Annotated in this window: 17 protein-coding genes and 1 pseudogene; 3 read left to right on the top strand and 15 right to left on the bottom strand. The window is 68.6% G+C overall.

Going from position 1 to position 19984, the window contains the following annotated elements; all coding sequences use genetic code 11:
* Positions 1-202: 202 nt before the first annotated feature.
* On the bottom strand, positions 203-859 hold the full coding sequence (locus tag FGL91_RS06370) for an FMN-dependent NADH-azoreductase (protein ID WP_131492001.1): 657 nt from the start codon (positions 857-859) through the stop codon (positions 203-205).
* A 76-nt stretch (positions 860-935) separates the two neighbouring features.
* Here FGL91_RS06370 and FGL91_RS06365 point away from each other — a divergent pair, with 76 nt between their 5' ends.
* The gene (locus FGL91_RS06365) at positions 936-1274 is read left to right on the top strand and encodes a winged helix-turn-helix transcriptional regulator (protein WP_131492000.1); all 339 of its coding nucleotides are present in this window, start codon (positions 936-938) and stop codon (positions 1272-1274) included.
* 45 nt (positions 1275-1319) lie between these two features.
* On the opposite strand, the gene FGL91_RS06360 is transcribed toward FGL91_RS06365, so the two are convergent.
* Genes FGL91_RS06360 through FGL91_RS06345 form a run of 4 tightly spaced genes read right to left on the bottom strand, consistent with a single transcriptional unit; the run spans position 1320 to position 5540 of the window.
* Positions 1320-2375: an NAD(P)-dependent alcohol dehydrogenase gene (locus FGL91_RS06360; protein ID WP_153243397.1), complete on the bottom strand. Its 1056-nt coding sequence runs from the start codon at positions 2373-2375 to the stop codon at positions 1320-1322.
* Between the two features lie 28 nt (positions 2376-2403).
* Entirely contained in the window at positions 2404-3267 is an 864-nt protein-coding gene (locus FGL91_RS06355) for a carbohydrate ABC transporter permease (RefSeq protein ID WP_153243396.1), read from the bottom strand.
* A complete protein-coding gene (locus FGL91_RS06350) occupies positions 3264-4121 on the bottom strand; it encodes a carbohydrate ABC transporter permease (RefSeq protein WP_153243395.1) in 858 nt (285 codons plus the stop codon). The genes FGL91_RS06355 and FGL91_RS06350 overlap by 4 nt, the downstream gene beginning before the upstream one ends.
* Before the next feature lie 42 nt (positions 4122-4163).
* Positions 4164-5540 (bottom strand): ABC transporter substrate-binding protein, encoded by a 1377-nt coding sequence (locus FGL91_RS06345; RefSeq protein ID WP_153243394.1) that lies wholly within the window; start codon positions 5538-5540, stop codon positions 4164-4166.
* 118 nt (positions 5541-5658) lie between these two features.
* On the opposite strand from FGL91_RS06345, the gene FGL91_RS06340 reads away from it, so the two are divergent.
* Positions 5659-6567, top strand: a complete 909-nt coding sequence (locus FGL91_RS06340) for a sugar-binding transcriptional regulator (protein ID WP_194239326.1) — start codon at positions 5659-5661, stop codon at positions 6565-6567.
* A 9-nt stretch (positions 6568-6576) separates the two neighbouring features.
* Here the strand turns inward: FGL91_RS06340 and FGL91_RS06335 are convergent, their stop codons facing one another.
* From FGL91_RS06335 to FGL91_RS06310, 6 genes are read right to left on the bottom strand one after another with little or no spacing between them, the layout of a single operon-like run.
* On the bottom strand, positions 6577-8088 hold the full coding sequence (locus tag FGL91_RS06335; RefSeq protein ID WP_047523304.1) for an SDR family NAD(P)-dependent oxidoreductase: 1512 nt from the start codon (positions 8086-8088) through the stop codon (positions 6577-6579).
* Positions 8089-8125: 37 nt separating this feature from the next.
* Positions 8126-8884: an SDR family NAD(P)-dependent oxidoreductase gene (locus FGL91_RS06330; RefSeq protein ID WP_047523305.1), complete on the bottom strand. Its 759-nt coding sequence runs from the start codon at positions 8882-8884 to the stop codon at positions 8126-8128.
* Between the two features lie 34 nt (positions 8885-8918).
* Complete coding sequence (locus tag FGL91_RS06325) at positions 8919-10238, bottom strand: ATP-NAD kinase family protein (protein WP_194239325.1); 1320 nt, start codon at positions 10236-10238, stop codon at positions 8919-8921.
* Positions 10235-11818 carry an aminomethyl-transferring glycine dehydrogenase subunit GcvPB gene (gene gcvPB, locus FGL91_RS06320; RefSeq protein ID WP_153243391.1) on the bottom strand — a complete coding sequence of 528 codons (1584 nt, stop codon included), beginning with the start codon at positions 11816-11818 and terminating at the stop codon, positions 10235-10237. The genes FGL91_RS06325 and gcvPB overlap by 4 nt, the downstream gene beginning before the upstream one ends.
* The gene (gene gcvPA / locus FGL91_RS06315; RefSeq protein WP_153243390.1) at positions 11815-13203 is read right to left on the bottom strand and encodes an aminomethyl-transferring glycine dehydrogenase subunit GcvPA; all 1389 of its coding nucleotides are present in this window, start codon (positions 13201-13203) and stop codon (positions 11815-11817) included. The genes gcvPB and gcvPA overlap by 4 nt, the downstream gene beginning before the upstream one ends.
* A complete protein-coding gene (locus tag FGL91_RS06310; protein ID WP_227991940.1) occupies positions 13200-15302 on the bottom strand; it encodes a beta-galactosidase in 2103 nt (700 codons plus the stop codon). The genes gcvPA and FGL91_RS06310 overlap by 4 nt, the downstream gene beginning before the upstream one ends.
* Before the next feature lie 128 nt (positions 15303-15430).
* Here FGL91_RS06310 and FGL91_RS06305 point away from each other — a divergent pair, with 128 nt between their 5' ends.
* Positions 15431-16087 carry a GntR family transcriptional regulator gene (locus FGL91_RS06305; protein ID WP_052193514.1) on the top strand — a complete coding sequence of 219 codons (657 nt, stop codon included), beginning with the start codon at positions 15431-15433 and terminating at the stop codon, positions 16085-16087.
* Between the two features lie 80 nt (positions 16088-16167).
* Here the strand turns inward: FGL91_RS06305 and FGL91_RS19380 are convergent.
* The 4 genes and pseudogenes from FGL91_RS19380 to FGL91_RS06280 form a co-directional block, all read right to left on the bottom strand.
* A pseudogene (locus FGL91_RS19380) lies at positions 16168-17306 on the bottom strand (amylo-alpha-1,6-glucosidase).
* 497 nt (positions 17307-17803) lie between these two features.
* A complete protein-coding gene (locus FGL91_RS06290) occupies positions 17804-18751 on the bottom strand; it encodes a carbohydrate ABC transporter permease (protein WP_081996995.1) in 948 nt (315 codons plus the stop codon).
* On the bottom strand, positions 18748-19710 hold the full coding sequence (locus tag FGL91_RS06285) for a carbohydrate ABC transporter permease (RefSeq protein WP_047522834.1): 963 nt from the start codon (positions 19708-19710) through the stop codon (positions 18748-18750). The genes FGL91_RS06290 and FGL91_RS06285 overlap by 4 nt, the downstream gene beginning before the upstream one ends.
* Before the next feature lie 2 nt (positions 19711-19712).
* Entirely contained in the window at positions 19713-19922 is a 210-nt protein-coding gene (locus tag FGL91_RS06280; protein ID WP_153243386.1) for a hypothetical protein, read from the bottom strand.
* Positions 19923-19984 lie beyond the last annotated feature (62 nt).

Genomic DNA, 19984 nt, shown 5'->3' with positions numbered 1-19984 from the left:
TTAAGGCGTGCGATGCAGGCTTCCCGTATGAAATTTCTGTGAGCTAATCCGCCTCCGAAAGACATCACAAAGTGTGAAGACCCTCGTGATCGAGACGGGTAGGACAGACGTATCCCACGAAGGTCTTCGCACTTTCTTTCTTCAATTGCCAATCGCGCCCGTTCAATGGAATCTGCCTCCATGGCATTGAAGACCGCTCGGCTCAGGCCACGCGAGGGTCGCGCGTCGCGGCGAGCTCGCGTCCGTAGATGCGGGCGTCGGACTCGGCGTTCTCCTTGAGCTCGCGCGCAGTGTCAGCGAAGGCGTCGAGCGCCGGATTCACGCCGACCAGCGTGAACGGACGCTGCACCACGCGCAGATCGAGGCCCCAGGCGTCTTCGAGCACGCGGCGCAGCCAGCCGGTGGAGTGGTCCCAGCCCTCCTTCGGCGAGCCGGGCGAGTAGTTGCCGCCGAGCACGGTGACGAGCGTCGCAGGCTTGCCGTTGAGCGCGGTGCCGGTCGGGTCGATGCGTGAATCGGTGTAGGACAGGTCGAACCACGTCTTGAAGTGCTGCGAGACGCCGTAGTTGTACAGCGGCACCGCGAACAGAAGCGCGTCTGCACCGATCAACTCGTCGGCGAATGTCGAAGCGAGCGCGCGGGCGTCGCGCTGCGCGGGGGTGCGCTGCGCCTCGTCGACGAATCCACCGGTCACGGCGTCCGCCCACGCGGTCGCCGGCACCGGGTCACTTGCCAGGTCGCGGCGGGTGACGATCGAGTCGGGGTGGGACGCGGTCCACTCGGCCTCGACGAGGTCGGCGAGCGCCCGGCTGGCGGACGACGTGGGAAGGATGCTGGCATCCAGGCGGAACAGGGACATGGCCTACCTCTCGTTTTCGTAGTCGCTATGTTTTTCTTAGCGACACTGCTTAACGTAGCACGGGTAGGATGGGGGAATGGCCGAGGTCGACGAAGAACGTCAGGTGTGCGACGTCGCCGTCACACTGGCGTTCAGCGTGCTCGGGAAAAGGTGGAACGGCATGATCGTGTCGTCACTCGGCGGTGGGCCGTCCACGTTCGTCGCCCTGCGCCGCGCCGTCGCCGGCATCAGCGACACCGTGCTCTCCGATCGGCTCGCTGAACTCTCCGATGCCGGACTCATCGCGCGCACGGTCGACGCGGGCCCGCCGATCACCGTCTCCTATGCGCTCACGCCAAGTGGCGAGGGGCTCCTGCCGATCCTGGACCAGCTCGGCCGATGGGCCTCCGCGAACCTCGCCACTCGCGCCCACTGAATTCGTATCCGCCACCCCGGCGAGGGCGTCGCTCCTCGCTGTCGCTCAGCCCGTCCGGGCGTCGGAGACGGTGAGAGCGGGGATGATCATGGTCTTGATCGCTTCCGGATCCGTCTTCGCCTTCATCAGTGCATCCTCGACGCCGTCCAAGCCGTATCGTCCGGTCACGATCCCCGAGGTGTCGACGATGCCACGGGAGATCAGGTCGATCGCCGTCGGCCATGTGTTGACGTACCGGAAGGTACCGGTGAGCGTGATCTCTCGGTGCTGCAGCATCGCGACAGGAACGTCGAGCTGATTACCACCCATGCCGACGAGGACCGCGATGCCTCCACGGACGATCGTCGGCAGCGCGGCACGGATCGCCTGGGCGCTGCCCGATGCATCGATGTAGATGTCGAAGTACTGGTCGAAGCGAGCGAGCCCGTCGCCCGCGGAGTCGATGACCTCGTCCGCCCCTCGTGCGCGGGCGAAGTCCCGCCGTTTCGCAATCGGATCGCTGATGACGACCTCGACGGCACCGAACGCCTTCGCGACCTGCGCGGTCAGGACCCCGATCGGGCCGGCGCCGGTGATGAGCACCCTCGCGCCCGCCGTGACACCTGCACGACGGGCCGCGTGGATCGCCACCGAGACGGGTTCGGCGAGCGCGGCCTGCTCGTCGGTCATGGCCGAGGGGATCTCGTGCGCGAAGTCGGCGTCGACGATCACGAACTCCGCGAAGGAGCCGTCGACCGGCCAGGCGCCGAAGAAGCGGATGCTCGGGCACAGGTGATAGGCGCCGCGCTTGCAGAAGCGGCAGGCGCGACACGGCGTCTGCGGCTCCACAGCGACCCGCGTCCCCACGCGGCTCGCATCGACGCCCGCACCCACGGCGACGATCTCCCCCGCGGTCTCGTGCCCGAGCACGACATGGTCCCGGACGACGATGTCTCCGACGGCACCCGATTCGAAGAAGTGGGTGTCCGAGCCGCAGACGCCGACCGCGGTGACCTTGATGAGGACGCCGCCCGCACCCGGGGAGGGGACCGGGCGACTCTCGAGCTCTACGCGCTTCGGCCCGGTGAGCACGCTGGCGTACATGGTGGAAGGAACGGACATGGGTGGCACCTTTCGGTCGTGCGGGCTTTCAGCCTTTGACAGTGCCGGCGGTGAGACCGCCGACGATCCAGCGCAGTGAGAACACCGCGAAGAGAATCCCGGGGATGAGGGAGACGACCGTGGCCGCTGCCATGGGTCCCCAGTCGATGGATTGCGCGGAGATGTACTGCTGGATCCCGGTCGTGATGACCTGCGTGTTCTTCCCCGCCAGCACCAGCGGCAGCGTGTAGCTGTTCCACGCCCAGACGAAAGAGAGCATCAGACTCGCGCCGAGGCCCGGTGCGATCAGTCGCAGGAGCACGTGACGGAAAGCGGTCCAGCGCGTGCCCCCATCCATGGCCACCGCTTCTTCCAGCTCGCCGGGCAGATCCTCGATGAAGGAGCGGAGCATCCACACCAGCATGGGCAGCGTGACGAGTTGATACGCCAGGATCAACCCCAGATGAGAGTCGTACAGGCCCGTCTTCTGGAACAGCAGATACAGCGGCAGGATGATCAGCAATTCGGGAGCGAATCGCAGGGACAGGATCCCGAACGCGATGTTCTCGCGTCCCCGGAACGAGAAGCGCGCGAGTGCGTACGCGGTCGGAAGGCCGATCACGACCGTCACGAGCAGCGACCCCACCGTCACGATGAGCGAGTTCACGAACGGGGCCATGAACTTCGCACTGCTCAGCACCTCGACGTAGTTCGTCAACGTCGGAGTGAAGACGAAGGTGGGCGGGTAGGCGACGATGTCTTCGGCCTTCTTAAACGACATCATCACGATCCACACGAGGGGCGCGAGCGCGAAGACGCTCCACACGCTCAGCGACGCGATCACCGCACCGTGCCGCAGGAGCTTCTTGCGACGACGGGACCGGGCGACGGAACCGCTCGGAGAGACGTTCATGCTCCCGCCTCCGCCCGACGCGCCCGGAGCAGCACGGACGACAGCAGGTTGCACAGCACCCACAGCACCACGAGGGCCGCCATCGCCGCGCCGAAGTTCATGTTGCGGATGCCGTCCAGGTAGGCGAGCACATGGAGGTTGGTCGTCGCGTCCACGGGCCCGCCCTTGGTCGTCGTGTAGATGATGTCGAACATCTTCAAGGAGTCGATGCCGCGGAACGCGATGATCACGATGAGCACGGGCACCAGCATCGGCAGCGTGATGGAGAAGAAGTTCCGGACCGGACCCGCACCGTCGACCGCTGAGGCCTCGCGAAGCTCCTGCGGAACGCTGCGGAGGCCGGCCTGTGCGAGGAGCACGACGAACGGGGTGAAGATCCAGATGTCGATGATCATCACCGACCACAGGGCGCTGTCGAGGCCGTTGAGCCAGAGCAGTCCGGGCTGGCCGACGGCTTCGAGAAGCCAGTTCACGACACCGTTCTCGGTCAGCATCACCTTCCACATCAGCGCGGCGATCACCGGGGGCAGCAGGAGCGGCAGGACGATCAGCAGGCGGAACGTGCTGCCGTACGGACCGTAGTTCAGCAGCATCGCGAGTCCGATGCCGAGAACGCACTCCACGCTCACGACGACGACGGCGTACAGCAGCGTGATGCCGATCGCGTGCAGCCCCTCCCCGGTGACGAACAGATTGAGGTAGTTCGCGCCACCGTTGAATGTCGGCGCACCCCGGTTCAGTCGGTAGGACGTGAACGACCACCAGACACCGGTGAGGAAGGGGTAGAGCACCGCCACGAGAACAGCGAGTGCCGGCAGGACGAGCAGGTACGGCAAATGAGGTTTGGGCTTCATGACTCTCTGTCCACTCCGATCGTCATCTCCGGTCCGCCGAGGTCACTCGATCGCCGCGTCGATCTTCGTTGCCGCGTCATCCAGAGCGTCTTTCACAGATGCCTTGTCGAGCAGCGCCGACTGGATCGCGGTCGCCCAGATGTCGCCGACCGTCGTCCAGCTCGCAGACGGCGCGTACGGCCACTCCGCATAGTCGGTCAGGGTCTTCTTCCAGACCTCGTTGTAGTCCCCCCAGCCTTCGGTCGCGGCCGAGAGTTCAGGGCTCTCGGCGACGGAGACGCGCGTCGGGTTGAGGTTGCCGTTCGCGATGGAATCCGTCAGTAGCTCCTTCGACGTCACCCACTGGATGAACTGCCAGGCAGCGCCCTTGTGCGTGGACGCCGCGTTCATGCCGAGCGACCAGACCCACATGCTCGACGAACGCCCCTTCGGCCCCTCGGGCGGCAGCGCGTAGCCGACCTTGCCCGCGATCCCGCTGCCCTCCTTCTCGAAGTCGGGGGCCATGTGGTCGGCGTCGATGTAGAACGCGGAGTTCCCGGCGAGGAAGTCCTGCTGCGCCTCGTACCACGTGTAGGTGCTCGCCGCGTCCGGCGCGGTGCGCATGAGTTCGATCCACTTGGTGACGGCCGCGTTGCCCGCCTTCGAGTTCACGGTGGCTTTGCCGTCGGTGATGTCCTGGACGCCGTAGGCCCCGGCGAACGTGGAGAACGGGTTCAGGGTGGGGTAGGTCTTGTCGCCGCGACTGACGAACCCGGAGATGGTCTTGCCGTCGAATTCGGTGCCGTCGAGCTTCTGCGCGGCGGCGATGAGCTCGTCGATCGTCTGTGGCACCGCGACGCCGTTGGCCTCGAGGATGTCCTTTCGATAGAAGAGGGCGTAGCCTTCCTCGTTCGCGGGAATCGCCCAGAGACCTCCTTCGCCCGCACCGTCGAACTCCGTGGTGTCCCACCGCTCCGCTTCGATGAGCGAGGGGAAGAAGTCGTCGAAGTCGTAGTCCGGAGCTGTCTGCGTGTCGTCGTCGACCCACGGCTGCAGGTCTTCCATCCAGCCGGCCGCGGCGTACTGGTAGTTCATCGGCTGGGACGTCATGAAGACGTCGTAGCCGGCCGCGCCGGACTGGAGCTCGGTGAGGATCTTCACCATGTAGTCGGACTCGGTCAGCGTCTCGATGTCGACGTCGATGCCGGTCTTCTCCTCGAAGTCGGACACGTGGTCGAGGACGGCGTCGGAGAGGGGATGCTCGCTCATGAGGATGCTCAGCTTCTCGCCGCTGTAGTTCTTCCAGTCGAACGACGAGACGTCGGTCGAGGACGTCGTGCTGTCGCTCGGCGCGCAGCCGGCCAGGAGGCCGGCGGTGGTGAGGACGACGACGGCGGCGGTGATGCTGTGGGCGCGCGCACGCTTTCGGCTGTTGTTCATCGATACTCCTTCGAACTGCGACGGGTTCCGTGTGACTTGCGTTCGAGAGTACAGGGAATGTCCTCATGTGAGTCACTAGAGTGCTCATATGTGCACAACTCTTTCAACAACCGAATCTGTGCAGTATGCGTACGCTGCCGTCCAGAATCTCCAGCACGGACGATCGACCATCGAGATCGCCGAAGAACTCGGCATCTCGCGATTCCTCGTGGGGCGGATGATCCGGCGAGCGCGCGAGGACGGTCTCGTCGAGGTCCGCACCCGCCTGCCGGAGCCCATCGCCCCCGAGCTCTCGAAAGCACTCAGCCGCGCCTACGGTCTCGAATCGGCGTTCGTGGCCCTCACCCCCTCGAACGACGAGACACGCACCCGCACGACGATCGCGAGCATCGGTGCACGCTTCCTGAGCGAGACCATCGGCGAAGACGCCATCGTGGGTCTCGGCCCCGGGCGGACGATCCTCGACACGTGCGACCGCATCCGGGAGGTGGCCACCTGCGACGTGGTCCAGCTCACCGGCTTCGCCTCGGTCGACGCGGGGACGCACCTCGAAGCGATCAGTCAGCTCAGCGGCGTCGCCAAGGGGAGGATGTTCGCCCTCCCCGCCTCGTTCGTCACCCGGAGTGCCCGCTCGTGGGAGGCGGTGACCCGGGAGCCCGCCGTGCAACAGGCCCTGGCGCGCATCGACCACATCGACATGGCAGCGCTCACGGTCGGTGGCTGGCCGGGCAGCTCACTGCTGGCTTCCCAGCTCGACGAACTCGACGAACTCGCTCCTCTCCTGCGCCGAGGGGTGGTCGCCGAACTGGGCACGACCCTGCTCGACACCGACGGCAACGAGGTCGACGGCCTCCACCGACGCCTGATCGGGATCACCACCGCGCAGCTGGAGCGCACCCCGACGCGCATCGCCCTCGGCGGGGGTGCGGGCAAGCAGCGCGCCGTGCTCGCCGCCCTGCGATCCGGACTCGTCACCACCCTGATCACCGATGAAGGGACGGCGCGTGCCGCTCTCGACGCGCTCTGACCCGCGGCTTCACCAGGGGCTGGGCTCGTAGTCCTTCAGGAACACGCCGTGGATGTCCTCCCCGGCCTCGCCGCGCACGATCGGATCGTAGACGCGTGCGGCACCGTCGACCAGATCGAGCGGCGCGTGGAAGCCCTCTTCCGCCAGCCGGACCTTCGTGTAGTGCGGGCGCTCATCGGTGATCCAGCCCGTGTCGACCGCGGTCATCAGGATGCCGTCCTTCTCGAGCATCTCGCCGGCGCTGGTGCGGGTGAGCATGTTGAGTGCGGCCTTGGCCATGTTCGTGTGCGGGTGACCGGGACCCTTGTAGCGACGGGAGAACTGCCCCTCCATCGCCGAGACGTTCACGACGTAGGTGCGGCGCGCCTCGGAGGCGGCCATGGAGGCCCGCAGCCGGCTGATCAGCAGGAACGGGGCGGTCGTGTTCGCGAGCTGCACCTCGAGCATCTCGAGCGGGTCGACCTGCTCGATCGACTGCACCCAGCTGTTGACGCGGTTCACATCGGGCACGAGCCCGCCGGCGTCGATCGCGGTGCCGTCCGCGTGCTTCTCGAGGGAGGAGGACCCGGGGGCCATCGCGAGGCGAGCCAGGTCTTCGGCCGTGAGCGCCTGGCCACCCTGCTCCGCGACGGTGCCGCCGAGCGCCGCCACCGACAGCAGCGGATGCGAGTCGACCGAGGCCTGCAGCGCCTGCGGATGCGGATCGACCGTGTGCCCGAAAGTCTCCATCTCGGGCAGCGGTCCGTCGGGGAGCGGCTGCAGCTCGGCATCCGCGAGCAGCGAGTACGCCCCCGGCGAGCGCCGTACGGTCTGGGCGGCGTTGTTGATCAGGATGTCGAGCGGCCCCTGAGCGGCGACCGAGTCCGCGAGCCCGATGACCTGTGCCGGGTCACGCAGGTCGATGCCCACCACCCTCAGACGGTGCAGCCAGTCGGCGGAATCGGGCAGCGCGGAGAACCGGCGCACGGCGTCGCGCGGGAAACGCGTCGTGATCGTGGTGTGCGCCCCGTCTCGGAGCAGACGAAGCGCGATGTGCATGCCGATCTTGGCGCGGCCGCCCGTGAGCAGGGCGCGCTTGCCGGTGAGGTCGGTGCGGGCGTTGCGCTTGCCGTGGCTGAAGCGGGCGCAGTCGGGGCAGAGCTGGTGATAGAACGCGTCGACCTGCGTGTACGGCTGCTTGCAGATGTAGCAGTTGCGCGGCTTGAGGAGCTCGCCCGCGATCGGGGCGTCCACGACGCTGGTGGCGAGGTCGTGACCCCGGGTCTCGTCGTCGATGCGGTCGGGGGCACCGGTGGCGGTGCGGGCGACCACGGCCTTGTCGGCCTCGGCGATCGCGTCGCGGATCTCCTTGCGACGCACGCGCTTGACGGCCTTGAACATGGCCGCGGTCGCGTGGCGCACCGCGACGAAGTCCGGGTGCTCGTTGTCGATCGTGTGCAGTTCGGCGAGCACGCGCAGCGTCGTGGCGAGGTCGTCCGGGTCGATGCCGGCGCCGAGTTCAGGGTTCGCGTCGGTCACCATCCCGATTTTACGCGAGTTTCCCCGCCCCACCCCTCGCTCAGGCGATGCCGCCGCCGTCCACCACCAGGGCCGATCCGGTGACGTACGAGGAGTCGTCGCTCGCGAGCCACACCACGGCCTGTGCGACCTCGCTCGGCTCTCCCATCCGGCGCAGCGGGCGGTCGGCGGCCTCGGCGAGGAAGGCGTTCGTGTCCTGCGCGAGCTGACGCGCCTCGTCGCGCAGCATCCCGGTGTTCACGTCTCCGGGATTGACGGAGTTCACGCGGATGCCGGCGGGCCCGTGGTCGATCGCGAGCGCGCGGGTCATGTTCACCACGGCGCCCTTCGACGCGCAGTACGAGATCGCCTGGCCTCCGCCCTTGAGGCCCCACCCCGATCCCGTGTTGATGATCGAGCCGCCTCCGGCCGCTTCCATGATCGGCACGATGTGCTTGCACATCAGGAAGATCGACCGCACGTTCACACCGAACACCCGGTCCCACTCCTCGACGGTCGTCTCCACGGCCGTGGTGCGGCGGATGATGCCCGCATTGTTGAAGACGACGTTCACGCCGCCCAGCTCGGCCACCGCGGTGGCGATGACCCGCTCGATGTCGGCCTCGCTCGCGACGTCGGCGGCGATCGCGATGGCCGAGCCACCCGCCGCACGGATCTCCGCGGCGACGCCTTCGGCCGCCTCCGCGTTCAGGTCGACGACGGCGACGGCAGCGCCCTCCGCGGCAAGCGCGAGCGACGTGGCACGACCGATGCCTCCGGCGCCACCGGTGACGATGGCCTTCTTGTTCTCGAGACGCATGGGGTGTCCTTTCGGGTTCGTTCCGCCGGATCGGTCAGGCGGGGGTCAGTTCGGGGGCAGTCACGGCGTAGAGGCTGCGGGTGCCGACACCGGTGATGATGCGCACGTGTCCGGCGAGTCTCGCATCCAGATCAGGGTCGCCGGTGTCGACGAGAAGGGGCCGGCCGTGCAGGTCGATGAGCTTCTGCTCCGGTGCGACGACCAGGAGCGGATCGGGGCCGATGGCGCGCAGGACCGCGGCCGAGAGCTGCTGGTTGCCCCGCCCGAGCAGGAACCCCTGGCCGCCGATCACGGTGATCACGGCCTGGGCCGGGCCCTGCGCGATCTGGGCGAGGAGCTCCTGCTCGCTGGCTCCCCGCACGCGCACGGCACCGTCGAGGACGACGTCGACACCGAGGGGGGATCCTTCGACGCCGAGCTGCCTCGCGATCTCGGCCGTCGTGCCGCCGGGTCCGAGCAGATAGCGGACGCCCGGGAGCATGCGCGCCACGGCTCCCCGCGCGGCGGCTTCGACGGCGGCGGCCTCGGTGACCGGCGTCGCGGCCTTCCGTGCCTGCGTCCGTCCGGCGCGGTAGGGCACCCGGAGCATCCCGTACAGCGTCGGGTCGACACGAGCCTGCCGCATCGCTGCCTCGTCGATGTCGAGCACTTCGCGGTCGTCGGTGGGAAGTCCGTCCCGGTCGATCCAGTCGGCCGCGATCGCCCCGGCCGCCCGCGGGCTGACCGCGAACACGGGCGAGTACATCTTCACGCCCGCCGGAACCCCGAGCACGGCGGGCACCACCGCACCCGCCGCCACCGCACCCGCCGCCGCCGCACCCGCAGCCGCCGCCCCCGCAGCCCCGGCCTCCCCCGCACCCGACTCCACTTGCAGGACGACACGCCAGATGTCGGAGCCTTCACCGGCGGATCGTCCTGCATCTGGCGTGTCGTCCTGCATCGAGTCGAAGGAGGCGGCCGCATCGAGCCCGGCGCACGCGTCCCGCAGGGTCCCGTCCCCACCGACCACGAGGATCAGGTCAGCACCGGCGGCGGCGAGCGCGCCCACCGCGGCGGTCGTGTCGGCAGCGGCGGTCGTGTCGGCACCGGCTGTCGCGCGACCGGGAGCCCACACCACCCGGGGCACGAGCCCCGCCGCACGGACGGCATCGGCTCCCATCGCTCCGTCTGCGGTCGCGACCACGAGTCCTGGATGCCGTGCGGCGAGTTCCGTCAGAGCCAGGGCCGCCCGCTCCTGCACGCGGGAGCGGGCACCGCGCGCGAGGGCGAGGTGCTGCACGTCCGCACCGTCGGAGCCGGCGAGGCCCGCGGGCCCACCGACTCCGGCGACAGGATTGACGACGAGTCCGATCACGACGCGTCGGACTCCGCGGGGAAGTACTTCCGCTGATACGCGCGCCACGTGACCGCCCAGCGGTCGGGGTCGTCCAGATCGTCGTGGTGCGTGTGGTGCACGGTCTGGTTGTGCGGGGCGGTGCGCACCACCTCGGGGGTCTCCCGTGCCTCGCGTGCGACTTCGGCGAGGGTCGCCGCATACTCGTCGAGCTCGGCGAGGGAGTAAGACTCCGTCGGTTCGAGCGTGAACGGCTGGGGCACCACGTAGGGGTGGTGGCTGGTCCAGTAGTGCATGCCGAAGTCGGTCATGCGCACACCGATCTCCTCGGATGAGATCCCGGTCTCCCGGGAGAGCTCCTCCCACGAGTAGCGCACCTGCTCGATCCGCCGACGCCCGGTCGCGTAGGGCGCGGAGGCTCCGGGAATCGCGAGCACCTTCGCCATCAGGTAGTTGTTGTTCAGCACGGCGGTCTCGGCGGCGGCCAGCAGGCCCTCCGACCCCAGTGCCATGATCCACGAGTAGGCCTTCACGAGCGCGGGGATCACCCCGAAGAAGGGCCCGACCGCGCCGATCGACAGCTCGCCCGCCTCGGCCACCGCGAACGTCCCGTCATCCGCACGCACCACTCGCGGTCCCGGCAGGAACGGGGCGAGCGCCGCGCTCACGGCGTTCGCGCCCGAGCCGGGGCCCCCGCTGCCGTGCGGAGTGCCGAACGTCTTGTGCAGGTTGAAATGGCACACGTCGAACCCGGCGTCGCGGGCACGTGTGATGCCGAGGATCCCGTTGGCGTTGGCCTGGTCGTAAGAGGCGAGGGCGCCCACGGCGTGCGCGGCGTCCACCCACTCGCGGATCGCCGGATTGTAGATGCCGGTGTCTTCGGGGTTGGTGACCATGATGGCCGCGGTGCGCGGCGAGAGCGCTGCCTTCAGCGCATCGAGCGAGGGGTATCCCTCGGCATCGGGATACACGGTGATGACCTCGTACCCGGCGGCCTTCGCGGCCGCCGCGTTCGAGGGGTGGCTGAAGATCGTGGTGATGACTTCGCGGCGCTGCTCGCCCTCTCCGTTCGCCTCGTGGAAAGCGCGGATCATCGCGATGTTCGCCCAGATCGCCGCCGATCCGCCCTGCGTGTGGAGGGAGACCTCGTCCATGCCGGAGATCTCGGCGAGCATCCGCTCCAGCTGCCAGACGATCTCGAGCACGCCCTGCGCGTCTGCCGGGTCCTGATGAGGGTGCATCGCGGTGAGCTGCGGCGTGTTCGCAAGTTGGTCGTTGATCTTCGGCGCGTACTTCATGGTGCACGTTCCCTGGCCGATGTCGACGTTGAAGTCGGCGCCGAGGTTCTCCTGCGACAGGCGCAGGTAGTGCTTGAGCACACGCATCTGGCCCATCTCGGGGAGCTTCGGCTTCGCGGCCCGACGCAGGGAGGACGGCAGCGCGGCGACCACATCCCCCACCGCCGCGCGCACGCCGGGCTCGACCTGCGTGACCAGCACACCGCGTTCGCCGGGAGTGGTCAGTTCGAAGATGATCGGCTCGTCCCAGCGAGCCTGTTGGAAACGGCGCAGCGCGGGCTTGGGGGCGACGGGGAGGCTCATCGGTTCTGCTCCTTCGCAGCGAGATCGGAGGCCGTGACCTCAGCGAGCGCGCCCGCCAGAGTGTCGATGTCGGCCTGGGAGGTGAGTTCGGTGACGCAGACGAGCAGGCGGTGCTCGCCCACGACCACGCCGGGTTCGATGCCGCGGGCGCGGAGCGTCGCGACGACCGCGTCCGCCGTGACCTCGCTGAACGTCACGGTGAATTCGCGGAGGTGCACGGCGTCGTCGTCGAGCGAGACGCCAGGAACCGCGGCGAGCGCCTGCTGGGCGTATCGGGTGCGGGCGAGCAGCACCTCGCCGAGCTCCGCCATGCCGGCGGGACCCATCAGCGCCAGGTAGACCCCGGCGGCGATGCCCCAGAGGGCGGCGGCCGTGCCGACCCATTCCTTCCCCTCCTCGCGATGCGCGAAGGAGGTGCGGTCGTACGCGACGTCGCCGAAGCCGTACTCGCCGGGAACGTCGGTGGTCGCGAGCCCGAACAGTCGCGACGGCATCTCCATCACGAACCGCGGGTCGTCGTGGACGGCGATGAACCCGCCGTGGGCGCCGCCGAACCACTGGTGCAGGCCGAGGGACTGGATGTCACCGGTGACGATGTCCGCTCCCGAGACGGCGGGCGGGGTGAGGACGCCGTAGCCGATGGGGTCGGTGCCGACCACGAGCACGGCGCCCACCGCGTGCGCGGCATCCGCGATGTCCTGCAGCGCGGCTTCCACGGCGCCGGTGGCGCTGGGGGTCTCGACCCAGACCGCGGCCACGTCATCGCCCAGCGCGGCGCGGATCGCATCGACGTCGGCGGTGCCGCCGACTGTCGGCAGGTGCTCGAGCGTGAGGTGGGCGCGGACGTAGTCGTGCACCTTCGCGAGCTTCGCAGGGAGCACATCGCTCACGACCAGCACCCGTCCGCGGCCGGTGAGGCGCCCCGACATGGTGAGGCCGGTCGCGGTCGCCTGGTAGCCGTCGTAGGTCGGCACGTTCACGACGTCCATCTCGAGCAGCTCGGCCATCAGCGACTGGTACTGGAACAGCGCCTGGAAGCGGCCGTGGTCCTCATAGGGCTCGCCGGCGTAGGCGGTCAGGAACTCGCTGCGTCCGATGACCTCATCGACGACCGCCGGTACGTAGTGGTGGTAGGTGCCGGCACCGAGGAAGCTCAGCCGCTCCTGCGTCGAGCGGTTCCTCGCGAGCAGTGCGCGCACGTGGCGGGCCAGGTCCTGTTCCGCCACGAACGGGGCCGGCAGATCGAGCGGCCGCCCGAGCCGGAGACCGGCCGGGATGTCGGCGTAGAACTCGTCGACCGACGCGGCGCCCACGGCGGCGAGCATCGCCGCACGGGACTCGGGCGCGGTGTTGGGGATGTACGGATGCACGAACGGGGCGGTCATGCGTCCTCCTTCACAGGGATCAGGGTGGCAAAGGGGATGGATTCGGCGCGGGGCGCGGCGAGCACGGCGACGCCGTATCGATCGAGCTCCAGTCGGTCCGTATGGCGCAGACCGGTGAGCAGGTCGACTCCCGGGGTCGGGATCTCGAACGTCACGGGTGCGCGTCCGTGGTTGAGGTAGAAGGTGTAGTCCGTGGTGTCGTCGGCGCGGGTGACCGCCTCGACCTCGACATCGGTGTGCTCCCTGGCGGGGACGCCGGCCCTGCGCAGCACGTCGCGGAACACCGGGAGCAGACCTGCGGCGTCGAACATCGCGCTGACGTACCAGGCGGATCCCCGGCCTTCCGCGCGATGGGTCACGGCGGGCAGACCGTCGAGCTCGCCACCGGCATAGCGGCCGCGCACCTCGACGTCGTCATCCGTTTCGAGCCACTCGCTCCACGACGGCACCGTCAGGATCTCGCCGGCGTAGTCGATGCTCTCGGTCAGCCCGTCGGCGATCGGCCACTGCTCGTCGACCTCGATGCCCAGAAGATCGCGCAGCGGCCCGGGTGCTCCGCCGTCGTGCACCTTCTCGGTCGCATCCACCACTCCCGAGAACGGTCCGACGACGAGGTGTCCTCCGCGCTCCACGAAGGTGCGCAACGCGTCGGCCTGCGGCTGTTCGACGATGTAGAGGTTCGGCACCACGACCACGTCGTACGCGTCGAACGGCCCCGTGGCGCGCACGGCATCCACCGGCTGTCCGAGCGTGTACAGCGCGCGGTGCCAGGCCCGGGCCTGCTGCGCCCACTGCAGTCTCTGCGAGGGCAGCGACTCCACGGCACTGGTCCCCCACCACGAGTCCCAGTCCACGACCAGCGCCACGCGCGAGCGCACCCGGGTGCCGCGAACCGGCTCGAGCCTCTTCAGTTCATTGCCCAGCTCCTTGGTCTCCCGGAAGCTGCGCGAGCGCTCCCCCCGGTGACCGAGCATCGAGGAGTGGAACTTCTCCTGGCCGTACTTGGCCTGGCGCCACTGGAAGAACATGACGGCGTCCGAGCCGTGGGCGACCGCCTGCAGGCTCTCGATGCGGATCTTGCCCGGCGCCTTGGGCACGTTCACGTCGCGCCAGCTGGTCGCGCTCGCCGAGGATTCCAGCAGCAGCCAGGGCTGTCCGCCCTTGAGCGAGCGCATGAGGCCGTAGTTGAGGGCGGCACCGACGTGCGAGGTCGGGTCTGCGGGTTCCGGATAGGCGTCGTCGGTCACGACATCTTCGATCGCGGCGAAGTCCCAGTAGTCGAGGTCGCGGAACATGCTCATGAAGTTCGTGGTGACCGCGATGTCGGGCGTGACCTCCCGCAGCACGTCGATCTCCACCTGGAACAGCTCCCGCAGGGCGTCGGACGAGAACCGCTCGAAGTCCAACAGCTGGGTCGGGTTGATCGGGCCCGGCGCCTTCTTCGGCGTCTCGATGTGCTCCCAGGAGGTGTAGCGCTGGCCCCAGACGTTCACGCCCCAGGCCTCGTTCAGCCCGTCGAGGTCTCCATAGCGATCCTGCAGCCAGCGGCGGAAGTGCCTGGCCGACTCGGGGCACCAGCAGCGTGAGGTGTGATCGCCGTACTCGTTCGAGATGTGCCACATCGCGAGGCCGGGGTGCTCCCCGTAGCGCTCCGCCATCGCGCGAGTCATGCGGGCGACGTTCTCGCGCCAGATCGGCGACGAGGGGCAGTAGGTCTGACGGGAGCCGAACTCGAGCCGGTGCCCGTCGGAATCCCACGGCACCATCTCGGGATGGGCCCGCAGCAGCCAGGACGGCGGGGTCGCGGTGGCGGTGGCGAGGTCGATCGCGATGCCGGCGTCCCACAGCAGATCGAGGATGCGGTCGAGCCACGCCCAGTCGTAGACGCCGGGCTCGGGTTCGAGCTGCGGCCAGCTGAAGATCGGCAGGCTCACCATGTTCACGCCGGCCTCGCGCATGAGGCGGATGTCTTCGTGCCAGGTCTCCTCCGACCACTGGTCGGGGTTGTAGTCGCCGCCGTAGGCGAGGGCGTCGAGGCGGACGCGTCGGGCGGGCTGGTCGCCACCGGGTGCGGGCACGAAGCCTCCTCTCTGAGTCATGACCGGCTGATCCGGCGGTGCACTGGTGCGAATCCGCGATCAGCTGTATTCTGTATACAACACACTAGGACGTCGCCCGAGGCCCGTCAACCCATAGGCTGACGGGCAGGCGGCAGAAGAGGGGACGCATGGCGATCGAACGCAAGAACCTGCGCTCGCAGGTTCGGCAGGAGTTGCTGACCCGTATGCGCGCCGGACTCGTGCAGCCCGGCGAAGGCATCAACGAGGTCCAGCTCGCCACCGAACTCGGCGTGAGCCGCACCCCCCTGCGTGAAGCGCTCATCGCCCTCGAGTCCGAGGGCCAGATCGAGAGCGAGAACGGCAAGGGCTTCCGCTTCGTCCCGCTCAGCGCGTCCGAGTTCCGCGACCTCGCGCCGGTCATGGCTGCACTCGAGAGCCTGGCGCTCGAGCTGAGCCCGCCCGAGGAACTGCGCGTGATCGGGATCCGACTCAAGGAGATGGCCGAAGCCTTCGCCGACGAGCTCGTGGAGCACCAGCTGGTCATCACCAAGGACGACGAGTGGCACAGCGTGATGCTGTCCGCCTGCCCGAACACCCGGCTCCTGGCCGTGATCGACAACGTGCGCAGCTCGTTCCACCGCTACGAGTCCCTGCTGGTCCCCGAAGACGTCAAGGTCGAACGCGTCGCCGCCGAGCACGCCGAGATCGCCCGCCACCTCGCCGACGGCGACATCCCCGGCGCCGTCGACGCCCTCAAGCTCAACTGGATGCACGGCATGCAGCGCATCCTCGACAACGCCACGAGCTCGTACTTCACCGCCTGACCCCGCTCCGGTCGCACTTTCTGCCGGCAAAAGGGCCGAATAGCGGGAGAAAGTGCGACCGGAACGGATGCTGCGCGTGCTCACCGTGAGAGCGTCACGGCGAGGTCGACGAACAGCGCGGCCGACCAGCCGAAGGCGGTCGTGGCCGTGCGGGCCTTCTTACCCGTGTGCGGATTGAAGTACTCGTGCGGGCCCCCGCCGTGGATCACCAGCGCCACGGTCTGCTCCCGCAGTTCCCGCGCTCTCTCGGGGTACCCGGATGCCTCCAGCCCCTCGGCGACGAGCATGCTCGTGTTCACCCAGACCGGTCCGCGCCACATGCGTTCGTCCGAGTAGTCGGGGTCGGAGGCCGCGACCGTGGGCAGTCCCAGGGGAGAGCGAAGCGTTCGGGGTCGTCGACGGACGCCCGCAGCGCCTCGGCGACGGGAGGCGGCAACGTGCCCGTGAGCAGCGGCATCAACCCCACGACCGTGTCGCTGAGCTGCGGCTCCCCACCGCCGAATGCGAGGAAGCGTCCCCGCTCGGGATCCCACATGCGAAGCAGCAGCTCCCGTGTGGTCTCGGCCCGCTGCTCGAATCGCGACACGTCGGCCCCGGGCTCGTACCGGCGCAGGAGGTCGGCGATCTCGCGATCCTGCCGCACCAGATACGCCCCGAGGTCGGGCGCGGCAGTCGGCAGGGGGCCATCGAAGATCGGGCTGTCATCGAGGCCGGAGGAGTAGGGATGCCCGTACTCCGGCATCCCGTCGTGGTCAAGGTCGCTGCCGGCGAACCACCAGTCCTGCGAGCGGACGATCCGGGCCAGTTGCCGGCGCGCGTAGTCGGGCGTATCCTCGACGTCGAGCACCTTGCGCAGCGCCCAGGCGGCGAGCGGAGGCTTCGTCAGCGGCACGGGTGCGCTCGGGTCGGCGATCTGCGACCCGGCACGGCGCAGGTTGGCGCGGTCGCTCTCGGGCAGATCGTCGCTGGTCGCCAGCACCCCGAGCTCGTGCACGACGTCGGGCAGCTGCCCGTCGGGCTGTGGGAACCGGAAGGCGATGTCGAGCTGCTCGCGAGCGAGCTCGGGGTCGCCGTGGCGCAGACCGACCGCGATGAAGTACGCATCCCACTGCCAGAGACCGACGTAGCCGATCTTCGACGGCACGATGGCCCTGGCATCGCCCAGCGACGGCAGCTCGACGATGTTCGCCCCGAGCACCCACCAGCAGAAGGCGGCCATCTCCTGCAGATCGTCGCGCACGCGCGGGCACTTCGCGAACCACTCGGTCCAGATCGCCTCGGTCGCGGCCAGGGCAGCCGAGTGGTCGCCGTGCACGACCGCGACGGTGCGATCAGCGGCGACGTGCAGCCCGAGCCCTCGATCGAGCGGATGCTCCTCGACGCCGCCGTCCGGACGCCGGAGCCGCACCCGCGATCCCGAAGCGCCGCCGAGGCTGAGCGTGGAGGGATCGGCGAAGGTCAGGGTCACCGCGCCGCCGCCGAAACTCACCCGCGCGGGATGCACGTCGGTCACCGGGAGCACCTCGCCCCCGGCACCGATCACGATCAGCGCATCGAGCACCCGGCACTCCGACAGCCGCCGCTCGTACTCCGAGGTGTGCACGCGCACGCCCTCGCCGTCGTCGGAACGGAACACGAGCACGCGCGAGCGCGGGAGCGTGAAGGGAGCGGACACCAGGTCGAGGTGACGCCCGGCGAGGGCGGCGAGATCCGCCATCATCGGCCCCCGAGTCCCGATGCGGCCATGCTGTTGAGGATCTTGCGCTGGCCGATCACGAAAACGATGAGCATCGGCACGGTCGCGATCGCGGACGCCGCCATCACGAGCCCGTAGTTGATGGAGCCGAACTGCCCCTGGAACGAGGTCAGCAGCAGCGGAACCGTGAACAGGTCCGGCGTGTTCAACAGCACCAACGGGAACAGGAACGCGTTCCAGACGCTGAGGGCGGTGATGATGCTGAGCGCAGCGAGGCCGGGCTTCAGGTTCGGCAGCACGATGCTCCAGAAGATGCGCCAGCGCCCGGCGCCGTCCACCAGCGCGGCCTCCTCCAGCTCGCGCGGCAGAGCGAGGACGAACTGCCGCATCAGGAACACGGCGAAGGGGTTCGCGATCATCCCGGGCACGATCAGCGCGAGATGCGAATCCACCCAGCCGAGCTGCGACATCAGGAGGTAGAAGGGGATGAGGGTGACCTGCGCCGGGATCATCTGCGTCGCGAGGAACACGATGAAGATCACCTTGCTGCCCCGGAACCGGATACGGGCGAACGCGTACCCGGCCATCGACGCGGTGATCAGGGTGCCGACCACCACCAGCACGGCGATGTACGCACTGTTCAGGTAGGCCTGCCCGAACGGCACGGCGTTCCACGCGTTCACGTAGTTGTCGACGGTCCAGGGGTTCGGCAGGAACTCCAGCGGGTTCTTCAACAGCTGCGGGAGGGTCTTGAACGACGTCAGCAGCATCCAGATGAACGGGAACACCATCGAGATGCCGCCGACCACGAGGAGCACGTGCAGCACGGTCGAACCGAGACGTCGGCGGGCGCGTCCGGCCCCTGGTCCCCCTCGGCCCCGCTGACGGTATCCGGGAGCGGTGAGGGCGACGGTGGAATCGGTCGCGGGGGCGGCGGGGTCGCTGAGGGGTGTGGTCTGGAGGGTCATGCCGGGTCATCCTCGTAGTGGACGAACTTCTTCTGCGCACCGAACTGGATCGCCGTGATGACGAGGGTGAGCACGAGCAGGATGATGCTGGCCGCACTGGACAGCCCGAACTCGAATCGCCCGAAGCCGAGGTCGAAGATGTGGTAGACGATGGTGCGGGTCGCGTTGTCGGGTCCGCCGCCGGAGACCAGCACGTAGACCGTGTCGAAGGTCTGCAGCGACGAGATGAACGCGATCACCGAGGAGAAGAACACGATCGGCGAGAGCAGCGGGAGCCGGATGCTGGTGAACAGGCGCACGGCACCGGCGCCGTCGATGCGGGCGGCCTCGATCACCGACGGCGAGATGTTCTGCAGACCGGCCAGGAAGATCACGACGTTCAGGCCCATCGACGACCAGATCGTCACGATGCAGACGGCGAGGAGCGCGAGCTTCGGATCCTGCAGCCAATCCGGGGGCGTGATCCCGAACACCTTCGAGATCGTGGTCGAGAGCAGGCCGTCCGCACGGAACATCTGCTGCCAGATCATGGCGACGGCGACGGTCGAGGTGACCACCGGGGCGAAGAACAGGATCAGGTAGAGCGTGCGGGTCTTGAGCTTCTCGAGTGCGACGGCGACGATGACCGCGAGCGTGAGGCCGATCGGTACGGTGATGATCGCGATCAGCAGGGTGTTGATGATCGCACGGGCGAGCAGCGGATCCTGCAGCTGATCGGCGAAGTTCGCCAGCCCCACCCAGGTGAGCTCGCCCAGGCCGTCCCACTCGGCGAAGGCCAGCACCAGGCTGGCGGCGAACGGCAGCACGACGAACAGCGCCATGCCGAGCAGCTGCGGAGCGACGAAGACGTAGCCCCAGGCCCGATCCCGCCGACGCCAGGCGGCCTCCCGACGCAGGGGCGGGACGGATGCCGCAGGCGTGGCCTGCGGCATCCGTCCGTTCTCGGTGAGCGTGGTCACTCCTACTTCTCCGACCGATCCTCGACCACGCCGGCGATCGTGTCGAGCGTCTCCTGCGCGTCGGTCTTGCCTTCGTAGAGCTTCTGGAACTCCTCGGAGATGGCGACCGGCAGCCCCGGGACCCTGGCCTCAGCGGGGTAGTTCGTGAACCCGATGTCGCGCATGTCGAGGAACGTCTGCGCGTGCACGGGGTAGTCCCCCTCGAGCACCACGTCGTCGGCACCCTTGATCGACGGGACCGCGTTCCGCCCCCTTCGAGGCGGAAGGTCTGCCC

Origin of the sequence: Microbacterium sp. CBA3102 (assembly GCF_007954505.1) — a bacterium.
GTDB lineage: Bacteria > Actinomycetota > Actinomycetes > Actinomycetales > Microbacteriaceae > Microbacterium > Microbacterium aurugineum.
The sequence above is the reverse complement of the archived record's forward strand: the minus strand, read 5'-3'. Positions and strand labels throughout refer to the sequence as shown.